Genomic DNA, 25,669 nt, shown 5'->3' with positions numbered 1-25,669 from the left:
CACCGCCAGCCATGCTGGCAGCTTGATTGCGCCGATCACGAGGTACCCGCACCGATGTCCTTCACCCGTCGACAAATGCTCAAAGGCCTCACCGGCCTGGTTGTGGTTGGCCTGGGCGCCGGTGGCGCGGGGCGTTACTGGCTGGGCAAGGTCGAGGACGACAACGCCGGGCATGACTACGAGCTGATCGCCGCACCGCTGGACGTCGAACTGGTGCCGGGTTTCAAGACCGAGGCCTGGGCCTTCGGCCCGTCGGCGCCGGGCACCGAGTTGCGGGTACGCCAGGGCACCTGGCTGCGGGTACGCTTCATCAACCACCTGCCGGTGGAAACCACCATCCACTGGCATGGCATCCGCCTGCCGCTGGAAATGGACGGTGTGCCCTACGTTTCGCAGTTGCCGGTCAAGCCGGGCGAATACTTCGACTACAAGTTCCGTGTGCCGGATGCTGGCAGCTACTGGTACCACCCCCATGTCAGCAGCTCCGAAGAGCTTGGCCGTGGTCTGGTCGGCCCGCTGATTGTCGAGGAGCGCGAGCCGACCGGGTTCAAGCACGAGCGCACCCTGAGCCTGAAGAACTGGCACGTTGACGAGCAGGGCGCCTGGCTGCCTTTCAGCATCCCTCGCGAGGCCGCGCGTAACGGCACTGCCGGGCGGCTGATCACCATCAATGGCCAGGCCGACTCGGTCACTGAGCTGCCGGCCGGGCAGGTGGTGCGCGTGCGCCTGCTGAACCTGGACAACACCTGGACCTACCGCCTCAACCTCAAGGGCAATTGCGAGGCGAAAATCTACGCCCTCGACGGCAACCCGGTCACCCCGCGACCTTTGGATGACGAATACTGGCTCGGCCCGGGCATGCGCATCTGCCTGGCCATCCGCATCCCAGAGGCGGGCGAGGAAGTCTCCCTGCGTGACGGCTTCGTGCGCCTGGGCACCTTGCGGTCAGTAGCCAGCAACGACGCCCCGGGCGAGTGGCCCAAGGCCCTGCCGGCGAACCCGATCGCCGAGCCGGACCTGGAGAATGCCGAGAAGCTCAACTTCAATTTCGAATGGGCGGCGAGCGTCTCGGTCGACAGCAACCCGGACAAGCCGTCGAGCATGTGGCAGATCAACGGCCAGGCCTGGGATATCACCGACAAGACCTGCGCCGACCGGCCGATCGCCACGCTGAAAAAGGGCAAAAGCTACATCTTCGAGCTGAAGAACATGACCCAGTACCAGCACCCGGTGCACCTGCACGGCATGAGTTTCAAGGTAATCGGCTCCAATCGCCGGCAAATCCCCGAGCCTTACTTCACCGACACCTACCTGCTGGGCAAGAACGAGCGTGCCCAGGTGGCACTGGTGGCGGATAACCCAGGCACCTGGATGTTCCACTGCCATGTCATCGACCACATGGAAACCGGCCTGATGGCCGCGATCGCGGTGGTCTGATGCGTCCGCAGATCATCGATCGCAGCCGCGATCAGGAATTCATGCGCCTGGCCCTGGCCTTGGCTGCCGAGGGTGCGGCCATGGGCGAGGTGCCGGTGGGTGCGGTGCTGGTGCAGCATGGCCAGGTGATCGGCCAGGGCTTCAACCGGCCGATCATCGACAGCGACCCCAGCGCCCATGCCGAAATGGTCGCCATTCGCGCGGCCGCCAAGGCCGCCAGCAACTACCGTCTGCCGGGCAGCACGCTGTATGTGACCCTGGAGCCGTGCAGCATGTGTGCGGGGCTGATCGTGCATTCGCGGGTGATGCGGGTGGTGTATGGCGCACTGGAGCCCAAGGCGGGCATTGTGCAGAGCCAGGGGCAGTTCTTCGGGCAGGGTTTTCTCAACCATCGGGTGATGGTGGAGGGCGGGGTGCTGGCGGAGGAGTGCGGGCAGATCCTGAGTGACTTCTTCAAGGCCCGCCGGGCCAAGGGCTGAACAGGCTTACATCGGCGGCGACTGATCCGCCGGCTTGTCCTTGTTCACCCCAGGTACATGCAGGTTGCCTTCGGCCACCTGGCCTTCAAGCTGCGGCTGGGTCACCCAGGTGAGGATGTCGTAGTAACGGCGGATGTTGGCCACGAAGTGCACCGGCTCGCCACCCCGGGCATAGCCATACTTGGTCTGCCGGTACCATTGCTTCTGCGCCAGGCGCGGCAGCATCTTCTTCACGTCCAGCCACTTGTTCGGGTTGAGCTTTTCACGCTTGGCCAGGGTGCGGGCGTCTTCCAGGTGGCCGGTGCCGACGTTGTAGGCGGCCAGGGCGAACCAGGTGCGGTCTGGTTCCTGGATACTGTCGTCGAGCTCTTCCTTGATCTTCATGAAGTATTTGGCACCGCCCTGGATGCTCTGCTTGGGGTCCAGGCGGTTGGACACGCCCATGGCCTGGGCCGTGCGCTGGGTCAGCATCATCAGGCCGCGTACGCCGGTCTTGGAGGTGACTTCGGGCTGCCACATCGATTCCTGGTAGCCGATCGCGGCCAGCAGGCGCCAATCGACCTGTTCGACCTTGGCGTAGCTCTTGAAGTGCTTCTCGTACTTGGGCAGGCGCTGCTGCAGGTGCTGGGCGAAAGTGTAGGCGCCGACGTAGCCGAGGACGTCGACATGGCCGTAGTAGCGGTCCTTCAGGCGCTGCAGGGTGCCGTTCTTCTGTGCCTTGTCGAGGAATGCGTTGATCTCGTTGAGCAGGCTGTTGTCGTCACCGGCCGCCACCGCCCAGCGCTGGTCGCGGGTGTCGCCCAGGTCGAAGGCGACCCGCACGTTGGGGAAGTACACCTGGTTCATCGCCAGTTCATTGGAGTCGACCAAGGTCAGGTCGATCTGCCCTTCGTCGACCATGCGCAACAGGTCGACCACTTCGACGGCGTCGGATTCTTCGTATTCCAGGCCCGGATACTGCTTTTTCAGTTCGGCCAGCTGGTCGGCGTGGCTGCTGCCCTTGAGCACCATGATCTTCTTGCCGACCAGGCCCTTGGCATCGGTGGGGCGCGGGCGGCCATTGCGGTAGATGACCTGCGGGGTCACCTCCAGGTAAGGGTGCGAGTACCTGACCTGGGCCTTGCGCCGGTCGCTACTGACCAGGCCGGCCGCCGCCAGCACCGGGCCGGAAGGTTTGCCGAGCGAATCGTACAGTTCGTCGAGGTTGTCGGCGGTCTCGATCTGCAGCTTGACGCCGAGATCGTCGGCGAAATGCTGGACCAGCTCGTACTCGAAGCCGGTTTCGCCGTTGCGGTCCTGGAAGTAGGTGGCCGGGCTGTTGCGGGTGATTACGCGCAGCACGCCGTCCTCCTTCACGCGCTCGAGGGTGCTGGGTTTTTCAACGCAGGCACCGAGCAGTAGAAAGAGTCCGGTTGCGATTAGCCATCTGGCGCAACGTTGGCGCAAAGCAGTGTGGGCGAACATAGGTTGCAGTATACGCAAAGGACCGGCACAGCCATATCTCGACAACAGATAGCTTGTCTGGTAGCGGTTTCTATGCTGCAAGCCATAAGCTGCAAGCCACAAGAAAAAGCAGCCCGAACAAGGCATGCTTTTTCTTGTGGCTTGCAGTTTACGGCTTGCTGCTTTTTTTTGACCCCGAAGTCCGGTTCCGCCGCCCGGCAGCCATGGCGTAGAGCGGGTGCCGAAAGCCATCGAATTAGGCTAGAATGCACGGCCTCTAAGCACACCCCTTCCTGAGGCTGTCCCGACGATGTTGATCCTGCGCGGCGCTCCTGCCCTTTCTGCCTTTCGCCACGGTAAATTACTCGAGCAACTGAGCCAGAAAGTCCCCGCTGTTACTGGTTTGTATGCCGAATTTGCCCACTTCGCCGACGTTGACGGCGAGCTGACCGCCGACCAGCAGCAGGTGCTGGGCCGTCTGCTCAAATACGGCCCGAGCGTGCCGGTACAGGAGCCGACCGGCCGCCTGTTCCTGGTCGTGCCGCGCCTGGGCACCATCTCGCCATGGGCCAGCAAGGCCAGCGACATCGCTCACAACTGCGGCCTGCAGTCGATCCAGCGCCTGGAGCGCGGCATCGCCTACTACGTGGCCGGCAACCTGAGCGACGCCGACGCCGAGCTGATCGCCGCCGAACTGCACGACCGCATGACCCAGCGCGTGCTGGCCAAGCTGGAGCAGGCAGCCGACCTGTTCAGCCACGCCCAGCCCAAGCCGATGACCTCGGTCGACATCCTCAAAGGTGGCCGCGCCGCCCTGGCCCAGGCCAACATCGACCTGGGCCTGGCTCTGGCCGAAGACGAGATCGACTACCTGGTCAACGCCTTCCAGGGCCTCAAGCGCAACCCGAACGACATCGAACTGATGATGTTCGCCCAGGCCAACTCCGAGCACTGCCGCCACAAGATCTTCAACGCCAGTTGGGACATCGACGGCCAGGCTCAGGAAAAGAGCCTGTTCGGCATGATCAAGAACACCTACCAGATGCACAACGAAGGCGTGCTGTCGGCTTACAAGGACAACGCCTCGGTGATCGTCGGCAGTGTTGCCGGCCGCTTCTTCCCGAACCCTGAAACCCGCCAGTACGGCGCGGTGCAGGAGCCGGTGCATATCCTGATGAAGGTCGAGACGCACAACCACCCGACCGCCATCGCCCCGTTCTCCGGCGCCTCCACCGGCTCCGGCGGCGAAATCCGCGACGAAGGTGCGACCGGCCGTGGCGCCAAGCCAAAAGCCGGCCTGACCGGCTTCACCGTATCCAACCTGCGCATCCCGGGCTTCGAGCAGCCATGGGAGCAGGCCTACGGCAAGCCTGAGCGTATCGTCGACGCCCTCGACATCATGATCGAAGGCCCGCTGGGCGGCGCCGCGTTCAACAACGAGTTCGGTCGCCCGGCCCTGACCGGCTACTTCCGTACCTTCGAGCAAGCCATCGACACCCCGCACGGTGAAGAAGTGCGCGGCTACCACAAGCCGATCATGCTCGCCGGCGGCATGGGCAACATCCGTGAAGACCACGTGCAGAAGGGCGAGATCACCGTCGGCGCCAAGCTGATCGTGCTCGGTGGCCCGGCCATGCTGATCGGCCTGGGCGGCGGCGCCGCCTCGTCGGTGGCCACCGGTGCCAGCTCGGCTGACCTGGACTTTGCCTCGGTACAGCGCGAAAACCCTGAAATGGAGCGCCGTTGCCAGGAGGTCATCGACCGCTGCTGGCAGCTGGGCGACAAGAACCCGATCGCCTTCATCCACGATGTGGGTGCCGGTGGTATTTCCAACGCCTTCCCGGAGCTGGTCAACGACGGTGGCCGTGGTGGCCGCTTCGAACTGCGCAACGTGCCCAACGACGAGCCGGGCATGGCCCCGCACGAAATCTGGAGCAACGAATCGCAAGAGCGTTACGTGCTGGCCGTCAGCGCCGTCGATTTCGAGCGCTTCCAGGCCATCTGCGAGCGTGAGCGTTGCCCGTTTGCCGTGGTCGGTGAAGCGACTGAAGAGCCGCACCTGACCGTCAGCGACAGCCACTTCGGCAACACCCCGGTGGACATGCCGCTCGACGTGCTGCTGGGCAAGCCGCCGCGCATGCACCGTTCGGTCACCCGTGAAGCCGAGCTGGGCGATGATTTCGACCCGAGCGAGCTGGACCTGGACAACGCCGTCCAGCGCGTGCTGAACCACCCGGCCGTGGCCAGCAAGAGCTTCTTGATCACCATCGGCGACCGTACCATCACCGGCCTGGTTGCCCGCGACCAGATGGTCGGCCCGTGGCAGGTCCCGGTAGCCGACTGCGCCGTCACCGCCACCAGCTTCGACGTCTACACCGGCGAAGCCATGGCCATGGGCGAGCGTACCCCGCTGGCCCTGCTGGACGCCCCGGCGTCCGGGCGCATGGCGATCGGCGAGACCATCACCAACCTGGCTGCCTCGCGCATCGAGAAACTGTCCGACATCAAACTGTCGGCCAACTGGATGTCCGCCGCTGGCCACCCGGGTGAAGACGCGCGTCTGTACGACACCGTCAAGGCTGTCGGCATGGAGCTGTGCCCGGAACTGGGCATCACCATTCCGGTCGGCAAAGACTCGATGTCGATGAAGACCAAGTGGAGCGAAGAGGGCGTCGAGAAGAGCGTCACTTCGCCGATGTCGCTGATCATCACCGGCTTCGCCCCGGTCACCGACATTCGCCAGACCCTGACCCCGCAACTGCGCATGGACAAGGGCGAGACCGACCTGATCCTGATCGACCTGGGCCGCGGCAAGAACCGCATGGGCGCGTCGATCCTGGCCCAGACCTACGGCAAGATCGCAGCCCAGGCACCGGACGTCGACGACGCCGAAGACCTCAAGGCGTTCTTCGCCGTGATCCAGGGCCTGAACGCCGACGGCCACCTGCTGGCCTACCACGACCGTTCCGACGGCGGCCTGTTGACCACCGTGCTGGAAATGGCCTTCGCCGGCCACTGCGGCCTCGACCTGCAGCTCGACCCGCTGACCGACAGCAAGGCCGACGTGGCCGCCATCCTCTTCAACGAAGAGCTGGGCGCGGTCATCCAGGTTCGCCAGGACGCCACCCCGGACGTACTGGCACAGTTCAGCGTCGCGGGCCTGGACGACTGCGTCGCCGTGATCGGCAAGCCGATCAACAACGGCGAAGTCTCCATCAGCCTCAATGGCGAAGTGCTGTTCGACGACGACCGTCGCATGCTGCAGCGCCAGTGGGCCGAAACCAGCTACCAGATCCAGCGCCTGCGCGACAACGCCGACTGCGCCGACCAGGAGTTCGACCTGCTGCTCGAGGAAGAAAACCCGGGGTTGTCGGTCAAGCTGGGCTACGACGTCAACGACGACATCGCCGCGCCGTACATCAAGAAGGGCGTGCGTCCGCAAGTGGCAATCCTGCGTGAGCAGGGCGTCAACGGCCAGGTCGAGATGGCAGCCGCCTTCGACCGTGCAGGCTTTGCCGCCATCGACGTGCACATGAGTGACATCCTTGCTGGCCGCGTCGACTTCGAAGCCTTCAAGGGCTTGGTCGCCTGTGGTGGCTTCTCCTACGGTGACGTGCTCGGCGCCGGTGAAGGCTGGGCCAAGTCGGCGCTGTTCAACAGCCGCGCCCGCGATGCCTTCCAGGCCTTCTTCGAGCGTAGTGACAGCTTTGCCCTGGGCGTGTGCAACGGTTGCCAGATGATGTCCAACCTGCACGAGCTGATCCCGGGCACCGAGCACTGGCCGCACTTCGTGCGCAACCGCTCGGAGCAGTTCGAGGCGCGCGTGGCCATGGTCGAGGTGCAGAAGTCCAACTCGATCTTCCTGCAGGGTATGGCCGGTTCGCGCATGCCGATCGCCATCGCCCACGGTGAAGGCCATGCCGAGTTCGCCAGCGAAGAGGCACTGCTGGCAGCCGACCTGTCCGGTTGCGTAGCCCTGCGCTACGTCGACAACCACGGCAAGGTCACCGAAGCCTACCCGGCCAACCCGAACGGCTCGCCGCGTGGTATCACCGGCCTGACCAACCGTGACGGCCGCGTGACCATCATGATGCCGCACCCGGAGCGTATGTTCCGCGCCGTGCAGAACTCCTGGCGCCCGGATGAGTGGCAGGAAGACGCCGCGCTGATGCGTATGTTCCGCAATGCGCGGGTGTGGGTGAACTAAGGCGTGTACAAGCTCGCCTTCTTCGTCCCGGCCAGCCACGTTGACGTGGTCAAGGCCGCCGTATTCGCCGCCGGTGGCGGGCGTATCGGCGACTACGACCACTGCGCCTGGCAAACCCTCGGCCAGGGCCAGTTTCGCCCGTTGCACGGCAGCCAGCCGTTCCTCGGGCAAACGGGCCAGGTCGAGGTGGTCGAGGAGTGGAAGGTGGAGCTGGTGGTGGCCGACGACCTGATTGCTCAGGTCGTCGCTGCCCTCAAGCAGAGCCACCCGTACCAGACGCCAGCCTATGAGGTCTGGCGTTTGCTGGACTACTGAATTCGCAAACCTTTCATTGCCAGGGCGCTGGCCCTGCATCTGGCAGGTTGACGATGCTCCAGAAGCTCGTGTCGGTCAGTTCCTCTATTTCCTTGACGTGATTGATCGCTGAATCCAGGGCTTCCTGGATGTCTTTCAGGGCATCGTCCAGTTCCTTACGCTGCAGCTGCCTCAGTGTCTCGATCGATTTCCCCTGTTCGATCTTGTCGGGATTCCCGCGCGCCCAATCGGCGACAGCCTCCATGAACCAATCGGTGTCATTGGGGTGGACGATGAAGCGTTCGGCCAGGATCCTCGGGTCGCCTTGCTCCGTACCCAGGCCCATCCAGTGATTGAACATGGCCTGGCCAACGTCCTTGACCGCCAGTGCAGCCAGGCGCACTGCCAGGGAATGAAACGGGTGTGTGTCGTGGTCCTTGGCCAAATGCGAATGGGTTGCCATGACATCGGCGTCGTTGTTCGGGTCTCCATCCAGATGAATCTGCAAGGTAGCGATATGGTCGCCTGCCCATTTCAGTAACGGTTTCCTGATCAGGTTGCAGGCGTAATCGATGGCCTTCAGCGGTAATTCAACGGCACCTGTGACATTGTTCAACCACTGGTACAGCTCGTTGCTCCTGAGGTTATCCCGCGCGGTCAGATACCGTTCGTAGGCCTTGACCAGCAAAGGCTCTTCATCTTTCAGCAGTATCAGCATCACGTTATCAAAGTCGCTGCGATCGCCGGGTTGCTGTGCGGGCGAAGCGTCGTTGCCAAAGAGCAGGTTGGCCAGTGGGTCGCTGACACTGCCGACGATATCCAGTGTGCCGAACATGCCTGTGATGACGGGCCACTCATGGCGGCTGACAGCTCTTGACTCGACACGGGTGGTCCAGGGCAGCACCTCGTCATATCCCAGTCTTTTCAAGCTGAGTTCCACAAAGTTGGAGTGGGCGTAATAGTCCTCCAGCACATGCAGGGCTTCGCCAAACAGCCGCATGCCCTTGGCCGTCATGCCTTCCTTCTTTGCAGCCTCCAGCTGTTTGATCATGTAGGCAATTGACCGGCGCATGTAACGCTTCATCGAGCGCTTGGGTAGCACCCCGTTGAGTTTGTCTTCGGGGAACACCGGCGCGGCGAAGTCGGGGTCGATTCTCCGTGGGTCGATCGCCTGCCTGTCGAGTTTGGTCGGGTTGTCGATGTGTTCGTGGGCGCGGTACACCCCCAGCAGCTTCGGCGTCACCCGATAGCGGTCACGATCTTCAGGCGTCTGCTGCAGGCTATGGAATTCCTTGAGGGCAAACAGGTCGACGATGGCTGTCAACTTTACCCGGGATACGCGCGGGATCTGCCGTGAGGCAATGGCCTGGAGGATCTCTGCGACATCGATGGCGGCATCTTGCTCGGGATGGACGATTGCTGGGTCAATCATTTGCGAGTAATCACGCAGCCAGTTGCCAAAGTAGATGGCTTTGCGTTGGTCTTCATTGAAACCGACGATCTCCAAAGCGTCTTCGATGGACTCATGGCCGAAGGATGTATGGCCATGACCTCGTCCCGAAGCAAAGCGTTTCTGGCGGTGCAAGGGGCGTTCCGGGGGGCCGAGAATCAGGCTGTGTTCGGTTCCTGCCTCATTGAATGTTGCAAAGGCGCTGCCGACGGCGATGGGTTCGTTATAGAAAAGCAGGGTCTGCACGAATGCCTTGGAGACCTCTGTGGGCATGGCGGGCGCAAGGTCGGACGCGTCTTCTGCCGCAGCACCCTGAAGCAGCAGGTTATGAATGTGCAGGGCAAATGATTGCAGTAGCGCCAGCATGAGCCTGGCGGTCTGCGCAGGATGCTGCATGGCTTGTGTGATGCTCTCGCGTTGCACGAGTATCAGGCGCGATTCTCGCTGGTAGGTGCAAGGTTCGGTGATGTTGCTGCTGATCTGGTAACTGGGGTTGTTGAAGGTCTTGGCAAGCAGTTGCCGCTGCAGGTGGATGAACAGGGCAGGTGGCAGACGGCTGCCGAATACCGGCCTGAACAGGTGAGTAAAAAGCTGAAGGTCGATACTCGAGGCGAGTTTGCCGAGTTGTTCGAGGGCGAATGTGCTGGAAAACGAGAGGTCGTCTGGCTGCTGGTCGTTCATGGTGTCTGCCTGGTCTGGATGAACGACCATCATGTGCACTTGGTTGTCTTCGGAGCATGAGGCAGTGCTACCTGTACAGAACGTCAACCTTCTGCGGCTTCACGGGCATGAGGCGGTTGATTCCGGACCAGGCTGCAGGCCAGCAGCCCCAGTTCGAAGAGCACCCACATCGGCACCGCCAGCATGGTCTGCGAGAACACATCTGGCGGGGTGAGGATCATCCCCACCACGAAGCAGCCAACGATCACGTAGGGCCGGCTGCGCCGTAGTGTTGGTACATCGGCAAGCCCGACCCAGACCACGATGAAGGTCGCCACCGGGATCTCGAAGGCCAGGCCGAACGCCAGGAACAGCGCCATGATGAAGTCCAGGTACTGGCTGATGTCGGTCATCATCGCCACACCGTCCGGTGTCGCGCTGGCAAAGAAGCCGAACATCATCGGGAATACCAGGTAGAACGCGAAGGCCATGCCGGCATAGAACAGCACGATGCTCGACACCAGCAACGGCAGGGCGATGCGCCGCTCGCGACGGTACAAGCCCGGGGCGAGAAACCCCCACGCCTGGTGCAGCAATAGCGGCATGGCGACGAACAGCGCGCACATCGCCGTCAGTTTGAAGGGCGTGAGGAACGGCGAAGTGACGCTGGTGGCGATCATGCTGGCGCCTTCCGGCAGAAAGCGGCGCAGCGGCTCGGAGATCAAGGTGTAAAGTTGCTGGGCGAAGGGGAACAGCCCGGCAAACACCACAGCCAGCAGCAGCAGGCAGCGTACCAGGCGCTTGCGCAGGTCTCGCAGATGGTCGGTTAACGGCATGCGTGCGGCCGGGGCCAGGGCAATGCTCATGGGGTGTTCTCCTGGGCGACGGTGGCGGGCAAGGTGCCATTGGCCGGTTCCGCCTTGAGGCTGATGCCCTGGCGGATTTCCTGCTCCAGGCGCTGCAGGGGCGCGCTGTCCAGGTCGGGCATGTCGATTTCACGCTCCATCTGCGCACGCAAGCCATTCATTGCCCGGCGCGCCTGGCCCAGGCCACGGCCCAGGGTGCGTGCCGCAACCGGCAGGCGCTCCGGGCCCAGCACCAGCAGGGCGACGACACCTACCAGCAGCAGCTCGCTGAAGCCTACCTCGAACATCAGGCTTGGCGATCCGCTTGCGGCTGCTGTGCGGCCTGGGCGGTTACCGTTGGTTGTTGTTGCACGTGGGCGGCACCTGGGGCGTTGACGTCAGGATCGCCGCCCATGGATTTGCGAAAGCCCTGGATCGCTTCGCCGACATCGCTGCCCAGGCCCTTGAGGCGTTTGGTGCCAAACAGCAGAAACACGATCAGCAGTACGATCACCAGTTGCCAGATTCCGATGCCACCCATTTTGACTACTCCTGTAAGGTCATGAAAATGAAGGCCAATCCTGCCGCGTGCAGATGACGCCCACATGACTGCAAGGCTATTGCAACCTGACTGCAACAACCCGCGTGTTGACTGGCGCCCTCATCGATGAAAAGGATGCGCACGGATGTACGGCAAGCGACAGCAGGGGGCGGCACTGCTGATGGTGATGGTGGTGCTGGCCATGCTCGCCGCAGGCATGGCCTGGCTGGTGGAGGATGGCCGCCGTCAGGTGGATGAAGTGCAGCTGTTGCGCCAGCGGGTGCAGGTACGCGCCATGGAGCAGGCCGGCCTGGCCTATGCCGAGCAGGCCCTGCGTGACCCTGCCTGGCGGCTCAGCCCGTTGTTCTGGCAGGCGCTGCGCGGGCAACCGCTGAAGTACGATTTCGGCGCCGGGCAGGCGCAATTGCGGGTGCGGGACCAGCACACCTGCTTCAACGTGAATGCGCTGCTGGGGGCCGATGGCCAGCGTGCCGAGCGCCAACTCAAGCGCCTGCTGGGTGACGACATGGCCGCCGCACGACTGGTCGATGCCTTGGCCGACTGGCTCGACAGTGACAGCGATGCCCGCCTGCAAGGCGCCGAAAGCGCCCAGTACCTGCGCCAGCAGCCCCCGCGCCTGGCGGCCAACCAGCCGATGCTCGATACCAGCGAGCTGAACCTGCTGCTGGAACCGGACGCTTCCCGGCAACGGCGTTACCCGATGCTGTGCGCCTTGCCGCAGACCACTGGCTGGCGCCTGAATGCCAATGCCCTTGGGCTGGAGCACCTGCCGTTGCTCGATGCGTTGTATGAGGGGGGGTATCCGCGTTCATTGCTCAGCCGCATCATCAGCGGCCGGCCGGCGACGGGGTATGAAGATGCCTCGGCGTTGCGCCAGGCGTTGGGGGCGGTGGATGACGAGACGTTCGAACGGTTGAGCGAGGGGTTGCTGCTTAACAGTGGGCATTACCTGTTGCAGCTGTCGTTCGAAGAGCAGGGCAGGGTGATGCGCAGCGAGTTTCAGGTGGAGGCGTTGGGTGTGGTGCAGTGGCATGCACGGGTGCCGGCGCAGCAGGTGAGAGTCAGGAGTAGGGAACCATTAGCCTGGTAGCCTGCTGGAGGCCGCAAAGCGGCCCCCGTGCACAGGTCGATCAGGCAGTACCGATCTCGCCACCATCATCTCGCTGGATCACCACCGTCGTAGCCCGCGGCCTGACCTTGGCCCCTGCCGGAGTCGCATCGGTCGCCTTGTCGGTATACGGCCAGTTATCCGGGTGCTGGATGTTGATGAACAACGTCTTGTTGTCCGGCGTGAAGCTGATGCCCGTCACCTCGCAGCCGTTCGGGCCGACGAAGAAGCGGCGCAGGGCCGTCTGGTTCTGAGCATTGATCGGCACCTGCTTGCCACTGGCATCTACCAGGTCGGTGGGGATCACCGCCAGCAGCTGGTCGTTGGTGTAGTCGGTGAGCGTGGTCTCACCGTTGTCGGTCTCGAACCACAGCACGCCCCGGCTATCGAAGCTCATGCCGTCGGGGCTGGCGAACTGGTTGAGTTCGGTCAGGCCCGAACGGTTGATGTCGGCCGTACCGGCGGCGTTGGCACCGAACACGAAGATGTCCCAGGTGAAGCTCAGTTGGTCGTCGCTGTCGTGCCAGCGGATGATGTGGCCGTGACGGTTAGGGCCACGCGGGTTGGCCGCATCGACCTTTGCCGGGGTGCGCGCGCTGTTGTTGGTCAGGGTCAGGTAGGCGTCGCCGTTGAGCGGGTTGACGGCGGTCCACTCCGGGCGGTCCATCGGCGTGGCGCCCACGGCATCGCCAGCACCCCGGGTGTTGAGGATGATGCCAGCGAGGTCACCGTACAGCGCACCGAGCGTGCTGCCAGCGGAGGTGGCGGTGTTCACGTCGAGCAGCAGCCACACGCCGGTGCCGTCGGCATTGAAGCGGGCGACGTACAGCTTGCCTTGGTCCAGGTACTTGGCCCCGGTGGCCAGGCGGTCGGCCGGGTTGGCGTCGGCGGCATCCCATACGGCTGTGGAAACCCACTTGTACAGGTACTCGTTGTTCGAGTCGTCGCCCATGTACCAGACCAGCGGCTTGCCCACCACCGGCAGGCCCGGGCAGCAACCTTCGTGGCGGAAGCGGCCCAGGGCGGTGCGCTTGGTGGCCAGGGTGCTGCTGTTGTAAGGGTCGATCTCGACGATGTAGCCATAGGTGCTGGCTTCGTTGCGGTAGTCGTCGGTGGCGCTGGCACCCTTGACGGTGACGTCGAAGCGGGCGAACTCATCGGCTACTTCGCTGCTGTCACCGGCAGCGCTTTCCCACTTGTACTGGCCACTGGAGGTGCCCACGCCGATGCGGCGCTGGTCTTCCGGGCGGGTGCCCTTGTTGACGAAAATGCCCGGCCAGTTCTCTTCGCAGGTCAGGTAGGTGCCCCACGGGGTGTAGCCATTGCCGCAGTTGTTGTTGGTGCCACGGCAGTGGGTGCCGTCGATCGAGTACTTGGTCTTGACGTGGTCGGTGCCACGCAGCGGCCCGGTCAGTTCCATGCGCGAAGCGGTAGTGAAGCGGCGGTTGAGCGGGTCGTTGTCGACCACCTGCCAGCGGCCGTTGACCTTCTGCAGGCGCACCACGCCAGCACCGTGGGCGTTGATCTCCTTGCGCACTTCTTCGGCCGGGCGCTTGCCGCTGGCATCGGTAGTCGGGCCGTTGGGGTGCAGGGCCGCGGTGTCGATGTACTCGAAGTTGATCGCCAGCAGGCCGTCGTCGGAGCTGCCGTTGATCGGGAAGAAGTGCATGCCGTCATGGTGCATGCCCATGGCATTGGCCTGGTCGGTCGAGGTGTTGCTGCCGTCCGATTTCCACGGGTTGGCGTTGCTGTTCAGTGGCGTGCCCCAGGGCGCCAGTACATAAGCGCTGTAACCGGCCGCGACGACGCAGGCATCGGTGCGCGAACCGGCGATGGACTGGAAGCCCAGGGCCAGTTTCGGGACTTCCGGTTCAGTCGGGTCGGTTACCGGCGGTTGCGGTGCCGGATCATCATCGGAGCCGCCGCTGCTGTCGAAGCAGCCGGTCAGGCCGGTACCGGCAATCATGGCGATGGCGGCGCCCAGGCTGCCGCGCATCACGCTGCGACGGCTCAGGTAAGCGTCCATGACGCTGGCCATCGGCAGGTTGCCGCTCTGGTTGCGGTCCAGGTTATCGCCGGTATCTCGACTCATCAGGGTGTCCTTATAGTGGCTGAGTGGGAGGAAACCGCGACTTTAGGGCGCTACTGTGATGATTCATTGGCAGAAATATTAACGGCTTTTTAAAACTGTAAGTTCTTATTACAAATACCGACAGATCGATTTGGAATGATTGTCGGATTTTTGACATTAAATTGTCATGCCTACGCCGCAACATCCGGGGCCCAACGAGAACTCGGATAAGGATGGCGGGCCCGATGGCAAGCAGTGTAAACAGGCGCGAATTGATCAGCTGGATGGGTGTCGGTGCGCTGGCACCGCTGCTCGGCGCCTGCTCTGCATTGCCAGGCCAACGTGGCGGCAGCGCCAGTGTGGATCTGCTGTACGTTGCCGACACCCTCGATGCGCGCCAGCCCGGTTTGCCGGTAGTGCCGGCCACGCGCCTGGGCCCGGTCAGCCACCTGGGGCGGGCACCGTGGATGACCGGTACCAGTGCCAGCCTGGCACACCCGCAGCTGGCAGCGTTGCTCGATGCCAGCCAGGCGGCAGGCGCTAAGCTGGGCGGCTACGCCGTACTGGGTGCGCTGCTGGAGCAACTGCGGAGCGAAGCCGGGGCGGGCAACAGCCTGACCCTGGAGAACGGCCAGGGCTGGAACGGCAGCGGCCTGGCCTACCTCACCCAAGGCGAAAGCGGCGTGCAGGGCAGCCAGTTGCTGGGCAGCGAAGCACGGGTCAGCAGCGATGAGCGTGTGCTCTGGCCCCAGCGCAGCGCGGCACTTTATCGCCAATCCTCCGCGATCACCCTCGGAGCCGGGCTTGCGAACGATCAACGCAAGTCGCTGAACCTTGAGCCCCTGCATCGCTTCGAGCGCGGCGGTGCGCGCATCGCCGTGGTCGGTGTCACCGACCCTTACGCCCAGGACCAGAAGGCCTCCCTTAAACAGTGGTACCAGTCATTGCTGCCGACTTTCGAGCAGGCGCGGCGCGAAGCCGACCTGGTCGTGGCGATGGCCGATGTCGGCAGCGGGCCGGGCCTGTGGCTGGCCGAAAGACTGCCTGACGTCGATGTGCTGCTCTGTGCCCGTGGCCAGGACTTGTGGCCGGCACCGGTTCAGGCCACCCAGGCCAGTGGCCGTCGGGTGCCGGTGCTGTTTGCCGGTTGCCGCGGCAGTGGCGCATTCCGCCTGCGTTGCCAGCAGGTCGCTGGGCAATGGCAGTTCGACGGGCAGTTCTTTCCGGCTTTTGAACGCTACTTGTCGCCTGCTGCGCAGATGCGCGCCAGCCAGTTGCACAGTGAACTGCGCCAGCAACGTGCCGGCCACGCGGCGTGGCTCGACCAGCCACTGGCGCGTGCGCCGCAGGCCCTGTGGCGCCGGGATACCCGCGGCGGCAGCTGGGACCGCCTGCTGCACCAGGCCTTGGCCGATGACAGCAGCCTGCCGGTGCTGCTGCCGGGCCTGCGCTACGACTACCCTCTGGCGGCAGGCGAAGCGATTACCCGCGAGCACCTGATCAGCCTGACCGGTGGCTACCCGGCGCCCGTCGTCGAGGCCCCGGCCCGGCAAGTCGAGCAAGTGCTGGAGAACGCAGCCGAGCAACTGTTCGGTGACCCACTGCTGCTCGACAACAGCCAGGACCTGCCGCGCTGGCAGGGCCAGGCCTGGCGCGTCAGTTACAGCCCGCAAGGCAAGCGCATCAGCGGTATCGACCCGGTGCAGGGCCTGTGCCGTACCTTCGGCCTGCAATTCGAAACCCGGGCGGGCGAGCCGCTGTGGCAGCGGGTCGAGGCTTGGCTGGCGCGGCAGACGGCCGATTGGCAGCTGGCGTCGTTGCAACTGCCCGAGGTGCGCTACGTGCAGGGCCACCCAGGCTGGCACCCGCGGCAGGTCGTTTCGTGAGCCTCGCTTCGCGCCTGATGTCCGGCGGCCTGCTGACCCTGGCCGGCTGGCTGGCCGCCCAGTGCGTATTGCAACTGGGGCGCCAGCCGCAACCGGCCAGCCCGGCGCAACTCGCCGCCACACCGCTACCTGGCCTGCTGATCGGTCACTGGCATCCAGCGGCCGATGACGGCTCGATCGCCATCACCCGCCTGCCGTTGCAGTACCTCGGCGGCCTCAAGGCCCAGCCGTTGTCGGCCAGCGTGGTGGTGCTGCGCTACGGCCAGCAGGTCCGCACCCTCGGTCGTGGTCAGCGCCTGGCGCCGGGCATCGTATTGCAGGACATCGACGCCGATGGCCTGATTTTCGACAACCAGGGGCGGCGTGAACGCCTGCCCTGGCCGCCACGCCCAGCCGTGACCGGCTTCAAACGGCAAGGATGAATGATGTTTGCCAGATACTGCGTGGCCGCAGCCTTGAGCCTGGGCCTCTCACTCGCCTGGGCAGAAGAGCCGGAAACCTTCGATGACAGCGGCACGCCACTGTACGAAGTGAACTTCGTCGACACCGAGCTGGTCGAGTTCATCGACAGCGTGTCGCGCATCACCGGCACAACCTTTATCGTCGACCCGCGGGTCAAGGGCAAGGTCACCGTGCGCACTGTCGACCGCCACGACGCCGATGCCATCTACGACATCTTTCTTGCCCAGCTGCGCGCCCAGGGTTATGCCGCTGTCGACCTGCCCAACGGCAGCGTGAAGATCGTCCCCGACCAGGCCGCGCGCCTGGAGCCGGTGCCGGTCGAGCCTGCGGGCAAACAAGGCGAAGGCAGCGACAGTGTGGCCACGCGGGTGTTCAATGTGCGCAATGCCGCCAGCGAGCAGATGCTCGGCATCCTCAAGCCGCTGATCGATCCTCGCGTCGGGGTGATTACGCCGTACCCGGCGGCCAACCTGCTGGTGATCACCGACTGGCGCAGCAACCTGCAACGCATCGACAGCCTGCTGCGCCAGCTCGACCAGGTCAGCGACGAGCCGCTGCAGGTCATGCCGTTGCGCCATGCCAGCGCTGCCGACACCGCGCAGCTGCTCACCCGCCTGCTGGCCCGCGAACAGGGCGCCGACAGCACCCAGGTGGTCGCCGACCCGCGCAGCAATGCCTTGCTGGTCCGTGGCAGCACCGAGCGGGTGCGGGCATTGCTCGGCCAGCTCGACCGCCCCAGCGACAACCAGCACAACAGCAACACCCAGGTCATGTACCTGCGCCACGCCAATGCCGCAGAAGTGGTCAAGGTGCTGCGCGGCCTCAGCCAGGAAGGCGCGGTGCCCGGCGAAGTGGCGGGCGAAGGGGAGGGCAAGGACCGGCCGGTGATGGCGGCCGCCAGCGACTCCGGCATCCGCCTGGAATACGAAGAGGGCACCAACGCCGTGGTCATGGTTGGCCCCGACAGCGAACTGGCGGCCTACCGCTCGATCGTCGAGCAGCTGGATATCCGCCGTGCCCAGGTGGTGGTCGAGGCGATCATCGCCGAGGTGTCCGATATCCAGGCCCAGGAGCTCGGCGTGCAGTGGTTGTTCGCCGACGAGAAGTTCGGCGCCGGCATCGTCAACTTCGGCAGCAACGGGGTGAACATCGCCAACATTGCCGGTGCTGCCGCCAGTGGCGACAACGAGGCACTGGGCGACCTGCTGTCGTCCACCACCGGCGCCACGGTTGGCTTTGGCCACATTGGCGGCGGTTTCAACTTCGCCATGCTGATCAACGCACTCAAGGGCAAGAGCGGCTTCAACCTGCTGTCGACGCCAACCCTGCTGACCCTGGACAATGCCGAGGCGTCGATCCTGGTTGGCCAGGAGGTGCCTTTCGTGACCGGCTCGGTGACCCAGAACAACACCAACCCCTACCAGACCATCGAGCGCAAGGAAGTCGGCGTGAAGCTGCGCATCAAGCCGCAGATCAACGTCGACAACAGCGTGCGCCTGGACATCGTCCAGGAAGTGTCGTCGATTGCCGACTCCCGCGCCGCCAGCGACGTGATCACCAACAAGCGCGAGATCAAGACCAAGGTCATGGTCGAGGACAATGGCCTGGTCATCCTCGGTGGCCTGATCAGTGACGAGCTCAGCACCAGTGACCAGCGTGTGCCGTTGCTCGGTGATATTCCCTACCTGGGCCGGCTGTTCCGTTCCGACGCCAGCAAGAACACCAAGCAGAACCTGATGGTGTTCATCCGCCCACGCATCTTGCGCGACGGGCCGAGCCTGGCGAGCCTCAGTGAAAGCAAGTACCGCACCCTGCAGCAGACCACGCCGCTGCAGCTGCCCGACCTGGCCGAGGGGACCCCGTTGTTGCAGGTGTTCCCTGCCAGCCGCGCACGCCTCGAAGGCGGTAACTGGTGATGCTGCCGTATCGCCTGGCCCGCCAGGCCGGGCTGGCCATGGCCCCGGCCGAGCAAGGCTGGCGTCTGTGGCTGCGCCGCGACGCCGACAGCGACCAGCTGCAGGAACTGCTGCGCGTGCATGGCCGGCCCATGGCGCTGGAATACCTGGAGCCTGCGGCGTTCGATGAGCGCCTTGGCCAGCTTTATGAGGCGGGCGCGGGCGCGACCGAAGCGCTGATCGAAGGCATTGGCGAACAGGTCGACCTGGACAGCCTGATGAGCGAAATGCCGCGCATCGAAGACCTGCTCGAAAGCGACGACGAAGCCCCGGTGATCCGCCTGATCAACGGCCTGTTCGGCCAGGCGCTGCGCCTGCGTGCCTCGGACATCCATATCGAAACCTTCGAGCAGAGCCTGGTGGTGCGCCTGCGCGTCGACGGCCACTTGCGTGAGGTGCTGCGCCCGCCGCGGGCGCTGTCGGCGATGCTGGTGTCGCGGATCAAGGTCATGGCACGGCTGGACATCGCCGAAAAGCGCCAGCCCCAGGATGGCCGCATCACCTTGCGCGCGGCCGGCCGGGAAGTCGACGTGCGAGTGTCGACGTTGCCCGGTATTCATGGCGAGCGCGTGGTGATGCGGGTGCTAGACAAGCAGGCCAGCCTGCTGGCGCTGGCCAACCTGGGCATGCCCGCCGCCGTGCTGCAGGGCTTGCGCAGCTGCCTGGCGCGGCCCAATGGCATCGTCCTGTCCACCGGCCCGACCGGTTCGGGCAAGACCACCACGCTGTACGCCAGCCTCAACAGCCTCAACGACGGCAGCCGCAACATCCTCACCGTTGAAGACCCGGTCGAATACGCCATTGCCGGCATCGGCCAGACCGCCATCAACCCACGCGCCGGGCTGACCTTCGCCAGCGGCCTGCGCGCCATCCTGCGCCAGGACCCGGACGTGATCATGCTCGGTGAAATCCGCGACCAGGAGACCGCGCAGATCGCTGTGCAAGCCAGCCTCACTGGCCACCTGGTGTTGTCGACGCTGCACACCAACAGCGCTGTGGGCGCCGTCACGCGCTTGCGCGACATGGGCATCGAACCGTTCCTGATCGCCTCGTGCCTGCGCGGCGTGTTGGCCCAGCGCCTGGTCAGGCGGCTTTGCCAATGCGCCGTCGCGCAGCCATTGCAACCGGCCGAACGTGCCCTTTGGCCGGAGCTGGCGGCGCTGCACAGCAGCTATCACGCGGTCGGCTGCGAGCATTGCCAGGGCAGTGGTTATGTCGGGCGGCTGGGGCTTTACGAGTTCATCGAACTGGACGCCGGCCTGGTCGGCCTGCTGTACGACGGCGCCAGCGAACTGGCCATGCAGGGTTACCTGGCCAAGCGCCGGCAGAGCCTGGTGGCGATGGCCAGCGATTGCCTGGCCCGCGGCGATACCAGCCTCGCCGAGGTGCTGCGCGTGGTGCAGGGCTGACCGATGCCGACCTTCCGCTACCAGGCCGTCGACCTTGCCGGCAAGACCCACAAGGCCAGCCTGCAGGCCGACAGCGAACGCCATGCCCGCCAGTTGCTGCGCGAGCAGGGCCTGTTTCCGCGCCAACTGCAGCGCCATGAAGCCGGCAGCCGCCAACCGCGCCGTCAGCGCCTGAGCCGTGCGCAGCTGTGCGAGCTGACCCGCCAGCTGGCGACCCTGACCGGCGCGGGCATCCCGCTGGTCGATGCCCTGGCCACGCTGGAACGGCAACTGCGCGAACCGGCCCTGCAGGGCGTGCTGGTGGCCCTGCGCGGTTCACTCGCCGAAGGCCTCGGACTGGCCCGCAGCCTCGCCCGGCAAGGGGCGCCATTCACCGGTTTGTACTGCGCCCTGGTCGAGGCCGGCGAGCGCTCTGGGCGCCTGGCCCAGGTGCTGACCCGCCTGGCCGATCACCTCGAACAGGTGCAACGCCAGCAGCACAAGGCGCGCACGGCGCTGATCTACCCCTGCGTGCTGATGGGGGTATCGCTGGCAGTGGTGGTTGGCCTGATGACTTTCGTCGTGCCCAAGCTCACCGAACAGTTCGCCCACGCGGGCCAAAGCCTGCCGCTGATCACCTCATTGCTGATCGGCCTGAGCCAAGGCCTGGTGCAGGCCGGCCCCTGGCTGTTGGGGTTGGCGCTGGTGTCCGGCGTGCTGGCCAGCTGGCTGTTGCGCAAGCCGCACTGGTGCCTGCGCCGCGATGAACTGCTGCTGCGCCTGCCGCGTATCGGCATGCTGCTACAGGTGCTCGAAAGCGCCCGTCTGGCGCGCAGCCTGGCAATCCTCTGTAGCAGCGGCGTGGCCCTGCTCGAAGCCCTGCAGGTGGCCACCGAGACCGTCGGCAACCGGCGCATCCGCCTGGCCATGGAGCAGGTGCGCCAGCACGTGCAGGGCGGCACCAGCCTGCACCGCGCCCTGGATGCCAGCCAGCAGTTCCCGCCGTTGCTGGTGAACATGGTCGGCAGCGGCGAGGCCAGCGGCACCCTGGCCGACATGCTCGAACGCGTGGCCGACGACCAGGAACGTGGCTTCGCCCGCCAGGTGGACACCGCCATGGCGCTTTTCGAACCCCTGATGATCCTGGTGATGGGCGCCGTGGTGCTGTTCATCGTGCTGGCGGTGCTGTTACCGATCATGCAACTCAACCAGGGCCTGCAACTGTGAACCCAAGGAGCACTTCCATGCAGCATCGACGCAACCGCCAGCGCGGCTTCACCCTGATGGAAATCATGGTGGTGATCTTCATCATCGGCCTGCTGATCGCCGTGGTCGCGCCCAGCGTGCTGGGCAACCAGGACAAGGCCATGAAGCAAAAGGTCATGGCCGACCTGGCGACCCTTGAACAGGCGCTGGACATGTACCGCCTGGACAACCTGCGCTTCCCCAGCAACGAACAGGGCCTGGCCGCGCTGGTGAAGAAACCGACCCAGGAACCGCTGCCACGCAGCTGGCGCAGCGACGGCTATGTGCGCCGCCTGCCGGAAGACCCATGGGGCACCCCGTACCAGTACCGCATGCCCGGTGAGCATGGGCGGGTCGATGTGTATTCGCTGGGGGCCGATGGTGTACCCGGTGGCGAAGGCCAGGATGCCGACCTGGGCAACTGGGCCCTCTAGATCATGCATGGCCAGCGCGGCTTCAGCCTGCTCGAATTGCTCGTGGTACTGGCCATCGCCGGGCTCATGACCGGCATGGCGGTGGCCTGGCTCGACAGCGGCAAGGCCAGCGTCGATCAGGCGCTGCAACGGCTGGCCACAGAAACCCGCACTCAGGCAGCGCTCGCCCGGCATGCCGGGCAATTGCGTGGGTTGCGCTGGACTGGCCTGCGGCCAGAGTTCGTGCGCCGTGAAGGCGATGGCTGGGTGGTCGAGGCAGGCGCCCCGGCTGACTGGCCAAAAGGCCTGCGCCCGGACTGGCCGGCCAGCGCCCAGCCGCGTGTGCTGTTCACCCCGCAGGGCTGGGCGCAACCGGGCTCGGTGAGCTGGCGCTGGGCCAACGGCAGCCAGCGTTGGGACTGGGGCCACGACGGCCAGCTACGCGTGGCGATGGCGCGATGAAACGCAGGCAGCGCGGGTTCACCTTGCTGGAAGTGACCGTGGCCCTGGCGATAGCCGCGGTGCTGGCGGTCATCACCAGCCAGGTGTTGCGCCAGCGCGTGGCGGTGCAGGACAACGTGCAGCAGCATCGTCTGGGCGTGCTGTGTGCTCGCGAACTGCAGGCGCGCTTCACCGTCGAGCAGTACTGGCCGGCCAGCAACCAGGTCGATGGCGTGCTCAGCCAGGGCGGCCAGGCCTGCCATTGGCAAATGCAGCTGCGCCGCACCGGAGTGCGCAACTTGCGCCGTGGCGAATTGCAGTTGTTTGCCGACCGTGACCAACGCCTGCCGCTGGGCCAGTACACCGTTTTTCTGGAGCAGCCATGAAGCGGCGCCAGGCAGGTTTGACCCTGATCGAGCTGATGGTGGCCATGGCCCTGACCGCGCTGCTCGGGGTGATGCTGTCGGCGCTGGTCAATGGCTGGCTCAAGGTGCGCGAGCGGCTGCAGGTGAACTCCCAGCAAACCGGCGTGCTGGAGTTCTGCCTGGCCCTGGAGCGGCGTTTCGACAGCCCGGTGCTGCGCCGCCTGTATGAACAGCGCCTGCCTCTGGCCAGTCGCTGGCTCGACTGGCAGGCCGACCGCCAGCAGTTGCTGTGGGTGGCCGCCGCCGCCCTGCCCGAGGCCGAGGGCGGTTCGCGCCTGCAACGCCAGCGCCTGCGCTTCGATGTGCGTGAGCAACGCCTGCTGCTGGAAAGCTCGGCCGAGCTGTACGCCGCCAGCGAGCCGCGCTGGGTAGTGCGCGAGCAACTGCTGCGGGTCAGCACGATCAACGTGCTTTACCACCAGGGTGGCCGCTGGCTGCCCTGGCCCTCCGACCAACCCGCGCACCCCGGCCGTGGCGTGCGCCTGGAATTGCAGCGTGATGGAGCACCGTATGTCTGCACCTTTGTTCTGCCCTGGGGGCGCTCATGAAGTTTGAATGGCGCAAATCTGCGACAGCGCGACCGTGGCTGTTGTTGCGCCCGGGCGAGGTCTGGGACTGGCTGCTGGTCGAGGCGGATGGCGCCCAACGCCAAGGGCAGGGCGAGCCACCTGCGAACTTGCTGGCACGGGTGGCGCTGATCGTCCCCGGGGAATGCTGCAGCCAGTTTCAACTGGCGGCGCCGCCGGGCTTGAAGCGCGATGAGTGGCCGCTGTTGCTGGAAGACCGCTTGCTGCAGACAACGGACGAGATCTTGTGCGCCTGCCTGTCGCGTCACGCGGGGCAACTGCGCCTGATGACGGTGGAGCGGCAGTTGCTGATGCCGTGGCGCGCGCAATGTGCTGAATGGGGACTGCAAGTGGAATGCTCCTGGGCCGAGTTCCAGCTGCTGCCGACACCTGAGCCGGGTAATGCCTGGCAGTGGCAGCGCACACCGGAGCTATCGTTATGCAAAGGGCAGGTCGAGGACGGACTTGAGCATTGGTTGGCCTGGCCCGCTGCGTTGGGCGAGTTGCCCCAGCAACCTTGGTCGGGTCTGTCCCAGAGGGTTGTGTCTGGCGCTTGGCCAAGTGCGTTGGCACCGCTCGACAATCTGCCCAGTCTGCTCGAACGACCCCGTCAGGCGCGCTTGCTGCCTGGCGTGTCACGGCAACAGCAGCGCCTGCTTGCGGTGTGCCTGGTATTGGCCTGCGCATGGGGCGGCCTGTGGCTGACCCAGCAATGGCGCCAGGTGCAAACCTGGCGTGCACAGGTGCTGGCGGTGACCGGCGAGCAGGCCAGCCCCCGGCATGCGGCACAGGCCCTGAAGCGTCTGCGGGAAAGCGAACTGCAACAGCAACTGCGCGAGCGTCAGCTCGAAGACCTGCAGGCACGTCTGCACGCCTGGCTGCGCGAGCATCCCGCCTGGCGGCTGCAGGCCGTGCGTTTCGATGGCCAGCGCTGGCACCTGCGCCTGGACGGCGCGGGCGCCGCGCCACCGTGGGCCGAGATGGCCAGTGCTGTCGGCGCTGCCGTGCAGGTGCAGGACGGGCAGGTGGTGTTCGACCTGGGAGCTGCCTCATGAACCGGGACTGGATGCAGCGTCACCGGATGTGGTTTGCATGGGGGCTGATTGGCTTGCTGCTGGCCTTCCTGGCCGTGCGCGAAGGCCTGGCGCAATGGCGTGAGCTGAGCCAGTGGCGTGAGTTGGCGGTGCAGGCCGCAAGCATGCAGGGTGGCCCGGGCGTGAGCCTGGAGCGCCTGCGCCAGTCAGCTCAGTCGCGGCAGATCGAGCTGGGCGATGTCGAGGTGCAAGGCGAAAGCTGGCAGTTGCGGGGACTGGTCGCGGATGAGCGCGTATTGCAGGGCTGGTTGCAGAGCCTGCGTGCGGAAGGCGCGCAGCCATTGCACTGGGGGCTGGAGCAGGACGCCAAGGGCCTGCGTTTCGAAGTAGGGGTGCAGCCATGAGCCGTCGCGGGCTGCTGTGGTGTGGGTTGGTATTCACGTTGACCTTGCTGGTCGAATTCCCAGCTGCCTGGGTGGTGCGCGGCGTTGGCCTGCCGGCACGTGATGTCAGCGGCAGCGTGTGGCAGGGCCAGGCACAGCAACTGGGGCCGGTCGGGCCGCTGCGCTGGGCGTTGCAGCCATGGCGCATGCAGGCCAACGCGCAGCTCGGTTTCCAGGGCCAGGCCTGGCAGGTGCGCGCCGAAGGCTGGCCCTGGCGCTGGCGGCTGGAAGCGGCGGCTTTGGCCCCGCAGGCGACGGCGCTGACGGATTACCGCCTGGCCGGGCAGTGGCAAGGGGCGTTGCGCATGCAGGGTTCTGGGCGCCAGTGTAGAAGCAGCGAGGGGCGGGTGGGCGTGACGGATCTGGCCTTGAGCGAGCCGTGGTCGCTGGGGTTGGGGCAGGGCTGGGTGGAGATGGATTGCTCTGCTGGCTGGCGCTTGCGTGGGCAATTGGTGCAGCAGGGGCAGCATGAACTGAAGCTGGATGCGGACCTGGAGAGGCGCAGGGCGCAAGTGATGTTCAACTTGCAGAATGGGTCAGCGTTGACGCCGTTGCTGAGGGGCGCGCAGTGGCTGGGCGCGCAGGCGCTGGCGGGGCAGCGGGAGGTGCGTTGGTAGGGCGGGGGATTGGGTCAGGGCTACCATGTGTTCGCCATTACAGGTGCAGCGCCTATGAGATCGAGCGCCGCCCGCGCGGCGCATCGCGAGCTTTGCTCGCTCCTACGTTTGTTTCGGGCCAGTAACGCCTGCGACAGGCGCGCGCGACCGTTGTTTGGGACTGTCAGATTTTTTGTGTGCGGGCCGGTAACGGCCTGCCGTTAGGCAGGCCCTGATTTTCACCAGGTCGGCCTGATGA

At 65.2% G+C, this 25,669-nt stretch carries 23 protein-coding genes; 17 read left to right on the top strand and 6 right to left on the bottom strand.

The genetic code is table 11. The features are described from left to right. The first annotated feature begins 54 nt into the window (after positions 1-54). Complete coding sequence (locus F6X59_RS23305; RefSeq protein WP_152958344.1) at positions 55-1,437, top strand: multicopper oxidase family protein; 1,383 nt, start codon at positions 55-57, stop codon at positions 1,435-1,437. After that, positions 1,437-1,916: a tRNA adenosine(34) deaminase TadA gene (gene tadA / locus F6X59_RS23300; RefSeq protein WP_152958342.1), complete on the top strand. Its 480-nt coding sequence runs from the start codon at positions 1,437-1,439 to the stop codon at positions 1,914-1,916. The genes F6X59_RS23305 and tadA overlap by 1 nt, the downstream gene beginning before the upstream one ends. 6 nt (positions 1,917-1,922) lie before the next feature. Here tadA and mltF read toward each other — a convergent pair whose 3' ends face one another. After that, the gene (gene mltF / locus F6X59_RS23295) at positions 1,923-3,380 is read right to left on the bottom strand and encodes a membrane-bound lytic murein transglycosylase MltF (RefSeq protein ID WP_152958340.1); all 1,458 of its coding nucleotides are present in this window, start codon (positions 3,378-3,380) and stop codon (positions 1,923-1,925) included. A 289-nt stretch (positions 3,381-3,669) separates the two neighbouring features. Between mltF and purL the strand changes: the two genes are divergently transcribed. Further along, positions 3,670-7,566 (top strand): phosphoribosylformylglycinamidine synthase, encoded by a 3,897-nt coding sequence (gene purL, locus F6X59_RS23290; protein ID WP_152958338.1) that lies wholly within the window; start codon positions 3,670-3,672, stop codon positions 7,564-7,566. A gap of 3 nt (positions 7,567-7,569) precedes the next feature. Further along, complete coding sequence (locus tag F6X59_RS23285) at positions 7,570-7,881, top strand: NGG1p interacting factor NIF3 (protein WP_346654198.1); 312 nt, start codon at positions 7,570-7,572, stop codon at positions 7,879-7,881. 13 nt (positions 7,882-7,894) lie between these two features. Here the strand turns inward: F6X59_RS23285 and F6X59_RS23280 are convergent, their stop codons facing one another. From F6X59_RS23280 to tatA, 4 genes are all read right to left on the bottom strand, one after another. Then, positions 7,895-9,991 carry an HET-C-related protein gene (locus F6X59_RS23280; protein WP_178120127.1) on the bottom strand — a complete coding sequence of 699 codons (2,097 nt, stop codon included), beginning with the start codon at positions 9,989-9,991 and terminating at the stop codon, positions 7,895-7,897. A gap of 83 nt (positions 9,992-10,074) precedes the next feature. Continuing rightward, a complete protein-coding gene (tatC, locus tag F6X59_RS23275) occupies positions 10,075-10,836 on the bottom strand; it encodes a twin-arginine translocase subunit TatC (protein ID WP_152958335.1) in 762 nt (253 codons plus the stop codon). Beyond that, positions 10,833-11,123 (bottom strand): Sec-independent protein translocase protein TatB, encoded by a 291-nt coding sequence (gene tatB / locus F6X59_RS23270; protein ID WP_152958333.1) that lies wholly within the window; start codon positions 11,121-11,123, stop codon positions 10,833-10,835. Before tatB ends, tatC begins: the two co-directional genes overlap by 4 nt. Beyond that, complete coding sequence (gene tatA, locus F6X59_RS23265) at positions 11,123-11,356, bottom strand: twin-arginine translocase TatA/TatE family subunit (protein ID WP_152958331.1); 234 nt, start codon at positions 11,354-11,356, stop codon at positions 11,123-11,125. Before tatA ends, tatB begins: the two co-directional genes overlap by 1 nt. 145 nt (positions 11,357-11,501) lie before the next feature. Here tatA and gspK point away from each other — a divergent pair, with 145 nt between their 5' ends. After that, positions 11,502-12,467, top strand: coding sequence for a type II secretion system minor pseudopilin GspK (gene gspK / locus F6X59_RS23260; protein WP_152958330.1), 966 nt, complete (start codon positions 11,502-11,504; stop codon positions 12,465-12,467). Positions 12,468-12,507: 40 nt separating this feature from the next. Here the strand turns inward: gspK and F6X59_RS23255 are convergent, their stop codons facing one another. Then, positions 12,508-14,577, bottom strand: coding sequence for a PhoX family phosphatase (locus F6X59_RS23255; RefSeq protein ID WP_152958329.1), 2,070 nt, complete (start codon positions 14,575-14,577; stop codon positions 12,508-12,510). Between the two features lie 224 nt (positions 14,578-14,801). Between F6X59_RS23255 and F6X59_RS23250 the strand changes: the two genes are divergently transcribed. Genes F6X59_RS23250 through F6X59_RS23195 form a run of 12 tightly spaced genes read left to right on the top strand, consistent with a single transcriptional unit; the run spans position 14,802 to position 25,431 of the window. Next, complete coding sequence (locus F6X59_RS23250; protein WP_152958328.1) at positions 14,802-16,442, top strand: lipoprotein UxpA; 1,641 nt, start codon at positions 14,802-14,804, stop codon at positions 16,440-16,442. Further along, entirely contained in the window at positions 16,439-16,864 is a 426-nt protein-coding gene (locus tag F6X59_RS23245) for a pilus assembly protein PilZ (RefSeq protein WP_372240498.1), read from the top strand. The genes F6X59_RS23250 and F6X59_RS23245 overlap by 4 nt, the downstream gene beginning before the upstream one ends. 3 nt (positions 16,865-16,867) lie before the next feature. Beyond that, positions 16,868-18,820 (top strand): type II secretion system secretin GspD, encoded by a 1,953-nt coding sequence (gene gspD, locus F6X59_RS23240; protein ID WP_256669405.1) that lies wholly within the window; start codon positions 16,868-16,870, stop codon positions 18,818-18,820. Then, positions 18,820-20,268 carry a GspE/PulE family protein gene (locus tag F6X59_RS23235; protein WP_152958360.1) on the top strand — a complete coding sequence of 483 codons (1,449 nt, stop codon included), beginning with the start codon at positions 18,820-18,822 and terminating at the stop codon, positions 20,266-20,268. The genes gspD and F6X59_RS23235 overlap by 1 nt, the downstream gene beginning before the upstream one ends. 3 nt (positions 20,269-20,271) lie before the next feature. Next, the gene (gene gspF / locus F6X59_RS23230; protein WP_152958327.1) at positions 20,272-21,474 is read left to right on the top strand and encodes a type II secretion system inner membrane protein GspF; all 1,203 of its coding nucleotides are present in this window, start codon (positions 20,272-20,274) and stop codon (positions 21,472-21,474) included. 17 nt (positions 21,475-21,491) lie between these two features. Further along, positions 21,492-21,926 carry a type II secretion system major pseudopilin GspG gene (gene gspG / locus F6X59_RS23225; protein ID WP_060485699.1) on the top strand — a complete coding sequence of 145 codons (435 nt, stop codon included), beginning with the start codon at positions 21,492-21,494 and terminating at the stop codon, positions 21,924-21,926. A 3-nt stretch (positions 21,927-21,929) separates the two neighbouring features. Next, positions 21,930-22,367, top strand: coding sequence for a type II secretion system minor pseudopilin GspH (gspH, locus tag F6X59_RS23220; RefSeq protein ID WP_152958326.1), 438 nt, complete (start codon positions 21,930-21,932; stop codon positions 22,365-22,367). After that, positions 22,364-22,732: a type II secretion system protein GspI gene (locus F6X59_RS23215; protein WP_152958325.1), complete on the top strand. Its 369-nt coding sequence runs from the start codon at positions 22,364-22,366 to the stop codon at positions 22,730-22,732. Before gspH ends, F6X59_RS23215 begins: the two co-directional genes overlap by 4 nt. Further along, a complete protein-coding gene (locus tag F6X59_RS23210; RefSeq protein ID WP_152958324.1) occupies positions 22,729-23,319 on the top strand; it encodes a type II secretion system protein J in 591 nt (196 codons plus the stop codon). The genes F6X59_RS23215 and F6X59_RS23210 overlap by 4 nt, the downstream gene beginning before the upstream one ends. Beyond that, positions 23,316-24,392 (top strand): GspL/Epsl periplasmic domain-containing protein, encoded by a 1,077-nt coding sequence (locus F6X59_RS23205; RefSeq protein WP_152958323.1) that lies wholly within the window; start codon positions 23,316-23,318, stop codon positions 24,390-24,392. The genes F6X59_RS23210 and F6X59_RS23205 overlap by 4 nt, the downstream gene beginning before the upstream one ends. Then, complete coding sequence (gene gspM / locus F6X59_RS23200) at positions 24,389-24,775, top strand: type II secretion system protein GspM (RefSeq protein ID WP_152958322.1); 387 nt, start codon at positions 24,389-24,391, stop codon at positions 24,773-24,775. Before F6X59_RS23205 ends, gspM begins: the two co-directional genes overlap by 4 nt. After that, the gene (locus F6X59_RS23195; protein WP_152958321.1) at positions 24,772-25,431 is read left to right on the top strand and encodes a type II secretion system protein GspN; all 660 of its coding nucleotides are present in this window, start codon (positions 24,772-24,774) and stop codon (positions 25,429-25,431) included. The genes gspM and F6X59_RS23195 overlap by 4 nt, the downstream gene beginning before the upstream one ends. Positions 25,432-25,669: the final 238 nt, after the last annotated feature.

Source organism: Pseudomonas sp. MN1F (genome assembly GCF_009391885.1).
GTDB lineage: Bacteria > Pseudomonadota > Gammaproteobacteria > Pseudomonadales > Pseudomonadaceae > Aquipseudomonas.
This window is presented reverse-complemented; position numbering and strand designations above follow the sequence as displayed.

What these genes read in the sequence shown, in the direction of transcription:
- F6X59_RS23215 (WP_152958325.1), top strand. Translation starts at nt 22,364, where the DNA reads ATGAAACGCAGGCAGCGCGGGTTCACCTTGCTGGAAGTGACCGTGGCC.
- tatA (WP_152958331.1), bottom strand. Translation starts at nt 11,356, where the DNA reads ATGGGTGGCATCGGAATCTGGCAACTGGTGATCGTACTGCTGATCGTG.
- F6X59_RS23195 (WP_152958321.1), top strand. Translation starts at nt 24,772, where the DNA reads ATGAGCCGTCGCGGGCTGCTGTGGTGTGGGTTGGTATTCACGTTGACC.
- F6X59_RS23235 (WP_152958360.1), top strand. Translation starts at nt 18,820, where the DNA reads ATGCTGCCGTATCGCCTGGCCCGCCAGGCCGGGCTGGCCATGGCCCCG.
- mltF (WP_152958340.1), bottom strand. Translation starts at nt 3,380, where the DNA reads ATGTTCGCCCACACTGCTTTGCGCCAACGTTGCGCCAGATGGCTAATC.
- F6X59_RS23305 (WP_152958344.1), top strand. Translation starts at nt 55, where the DNA reads ATGTCCTTCACCCGTCGACAAATGCTCAAAGGCCTCACCGGCCTGGTT.
- tatB (WP_152958333.1), bottom strand. Translation starts at nt 11,123, where the DNA reads ATGTTCGAGGTAGGCTTCAGCGAGCTGCTGCTGGTAGGTGTCGTCGCC.
- F6X59_RS23280 (WP_178120127.1), bottom strand. Translation starts at nt 9,991, where the DNA reads ATGAACGACCAGCAGCCAGACGACCTCTCGTTTTCCAGCACATTCGCC.
- gspD (WP_256669405.1), top strand. Translation starts at nt 16,868, where the DNA reads ATGTTTGCCAGATACTGCGTGGCCGCAGCCTTGAGCCTGGGCCTCTCA.
- F6X59_RS23250 (WP_152958328.1), top strand. Translation starts at nt 14,802, where the DNA reads ATGGCAAGCAGTGTAAACAGGCGCGAATTGATCAGCTGGATGGGTGTC.
- gspH (WP_152958326.1), top strand. Translation starts at nt 21,930, where the DNA reads ATGCATGGCCAGCGCGGCTTCAGCCTGCTCGAATTGCTCGTGGTACTG.
- gspK (WP_152958330.1), top strand. Translation starts at nt 11,502, where the DNA reads ATGTACGGCAAGCGACAGCAGGGGGCGGCACTGCTGATGGTGATGGTG.
- tatC (WP_152958335.1), bottom strand. Translation starts at nt 10,836, where the DNA reads ATGAGCATTGCCCTGGCCCCGGCCGCACGCATGCCGTTAACCGACCAT.
- gspF (WP_152958327.1), top strand. Translation starts at nt 20,272, where the DNA reads ATGCCGACCTTCCGCTACCAGGCCGTCGACCTTGCCGGCAAGACCCAC.
- tadA (WP_152958342.1), top strand. Translation starts at nt 1,437, where the DNA reads ATGCGTCCGCAGATCATCGATCGCAGCCGCGATCAGGAATTCATGCGC.
- F6X59_RS23255 (WP_152958329.1), bottom strand. Translation starts at nt 14,577, where the DNA reads ATGAGTCGAGATACCGGCGATAACCTGGACCGCAACCAGAGCGGCAAC.
- gspM (WP_152958322.1), top strand. Translation starts at nt 24,389, where the DNA reads ATGAACCGGGACTGGATGCAGCGTCACCGGATGTGGTTTGCATGGGGG.
- F6X59_RS23205 (WP_152958323.1), top strand. Translation starts at nt 23,316, where the DNA reads ATGAAGTTTGAATGGCGCAAATCTGCGACAGCGCGACCGTGGCTGTTG.
- F6X59_RS23210 (WP_152958324.1), top strand. Translation starts at nt 22,729, where the DNA reads ATGAAGCGGCGCCAGGCAGGTTTGACCCTGATCGAGCTGATGGTGGCC.
- purL (WP_152958338.1), top strand. Translation starts at nt 3,670, where the DNA reads ATGTTGATCCTGCGCGGCGCTCCTGCCCTTTCTGCCTTTCGCCACGGT.
- gspG (WP_060485699.1), top strand. Translation starts at nt 21,492, where the DNA reads ATGCAGCATCGACGCAACCGCCAGCGCGGCTTCACCCTGATGGAAATC.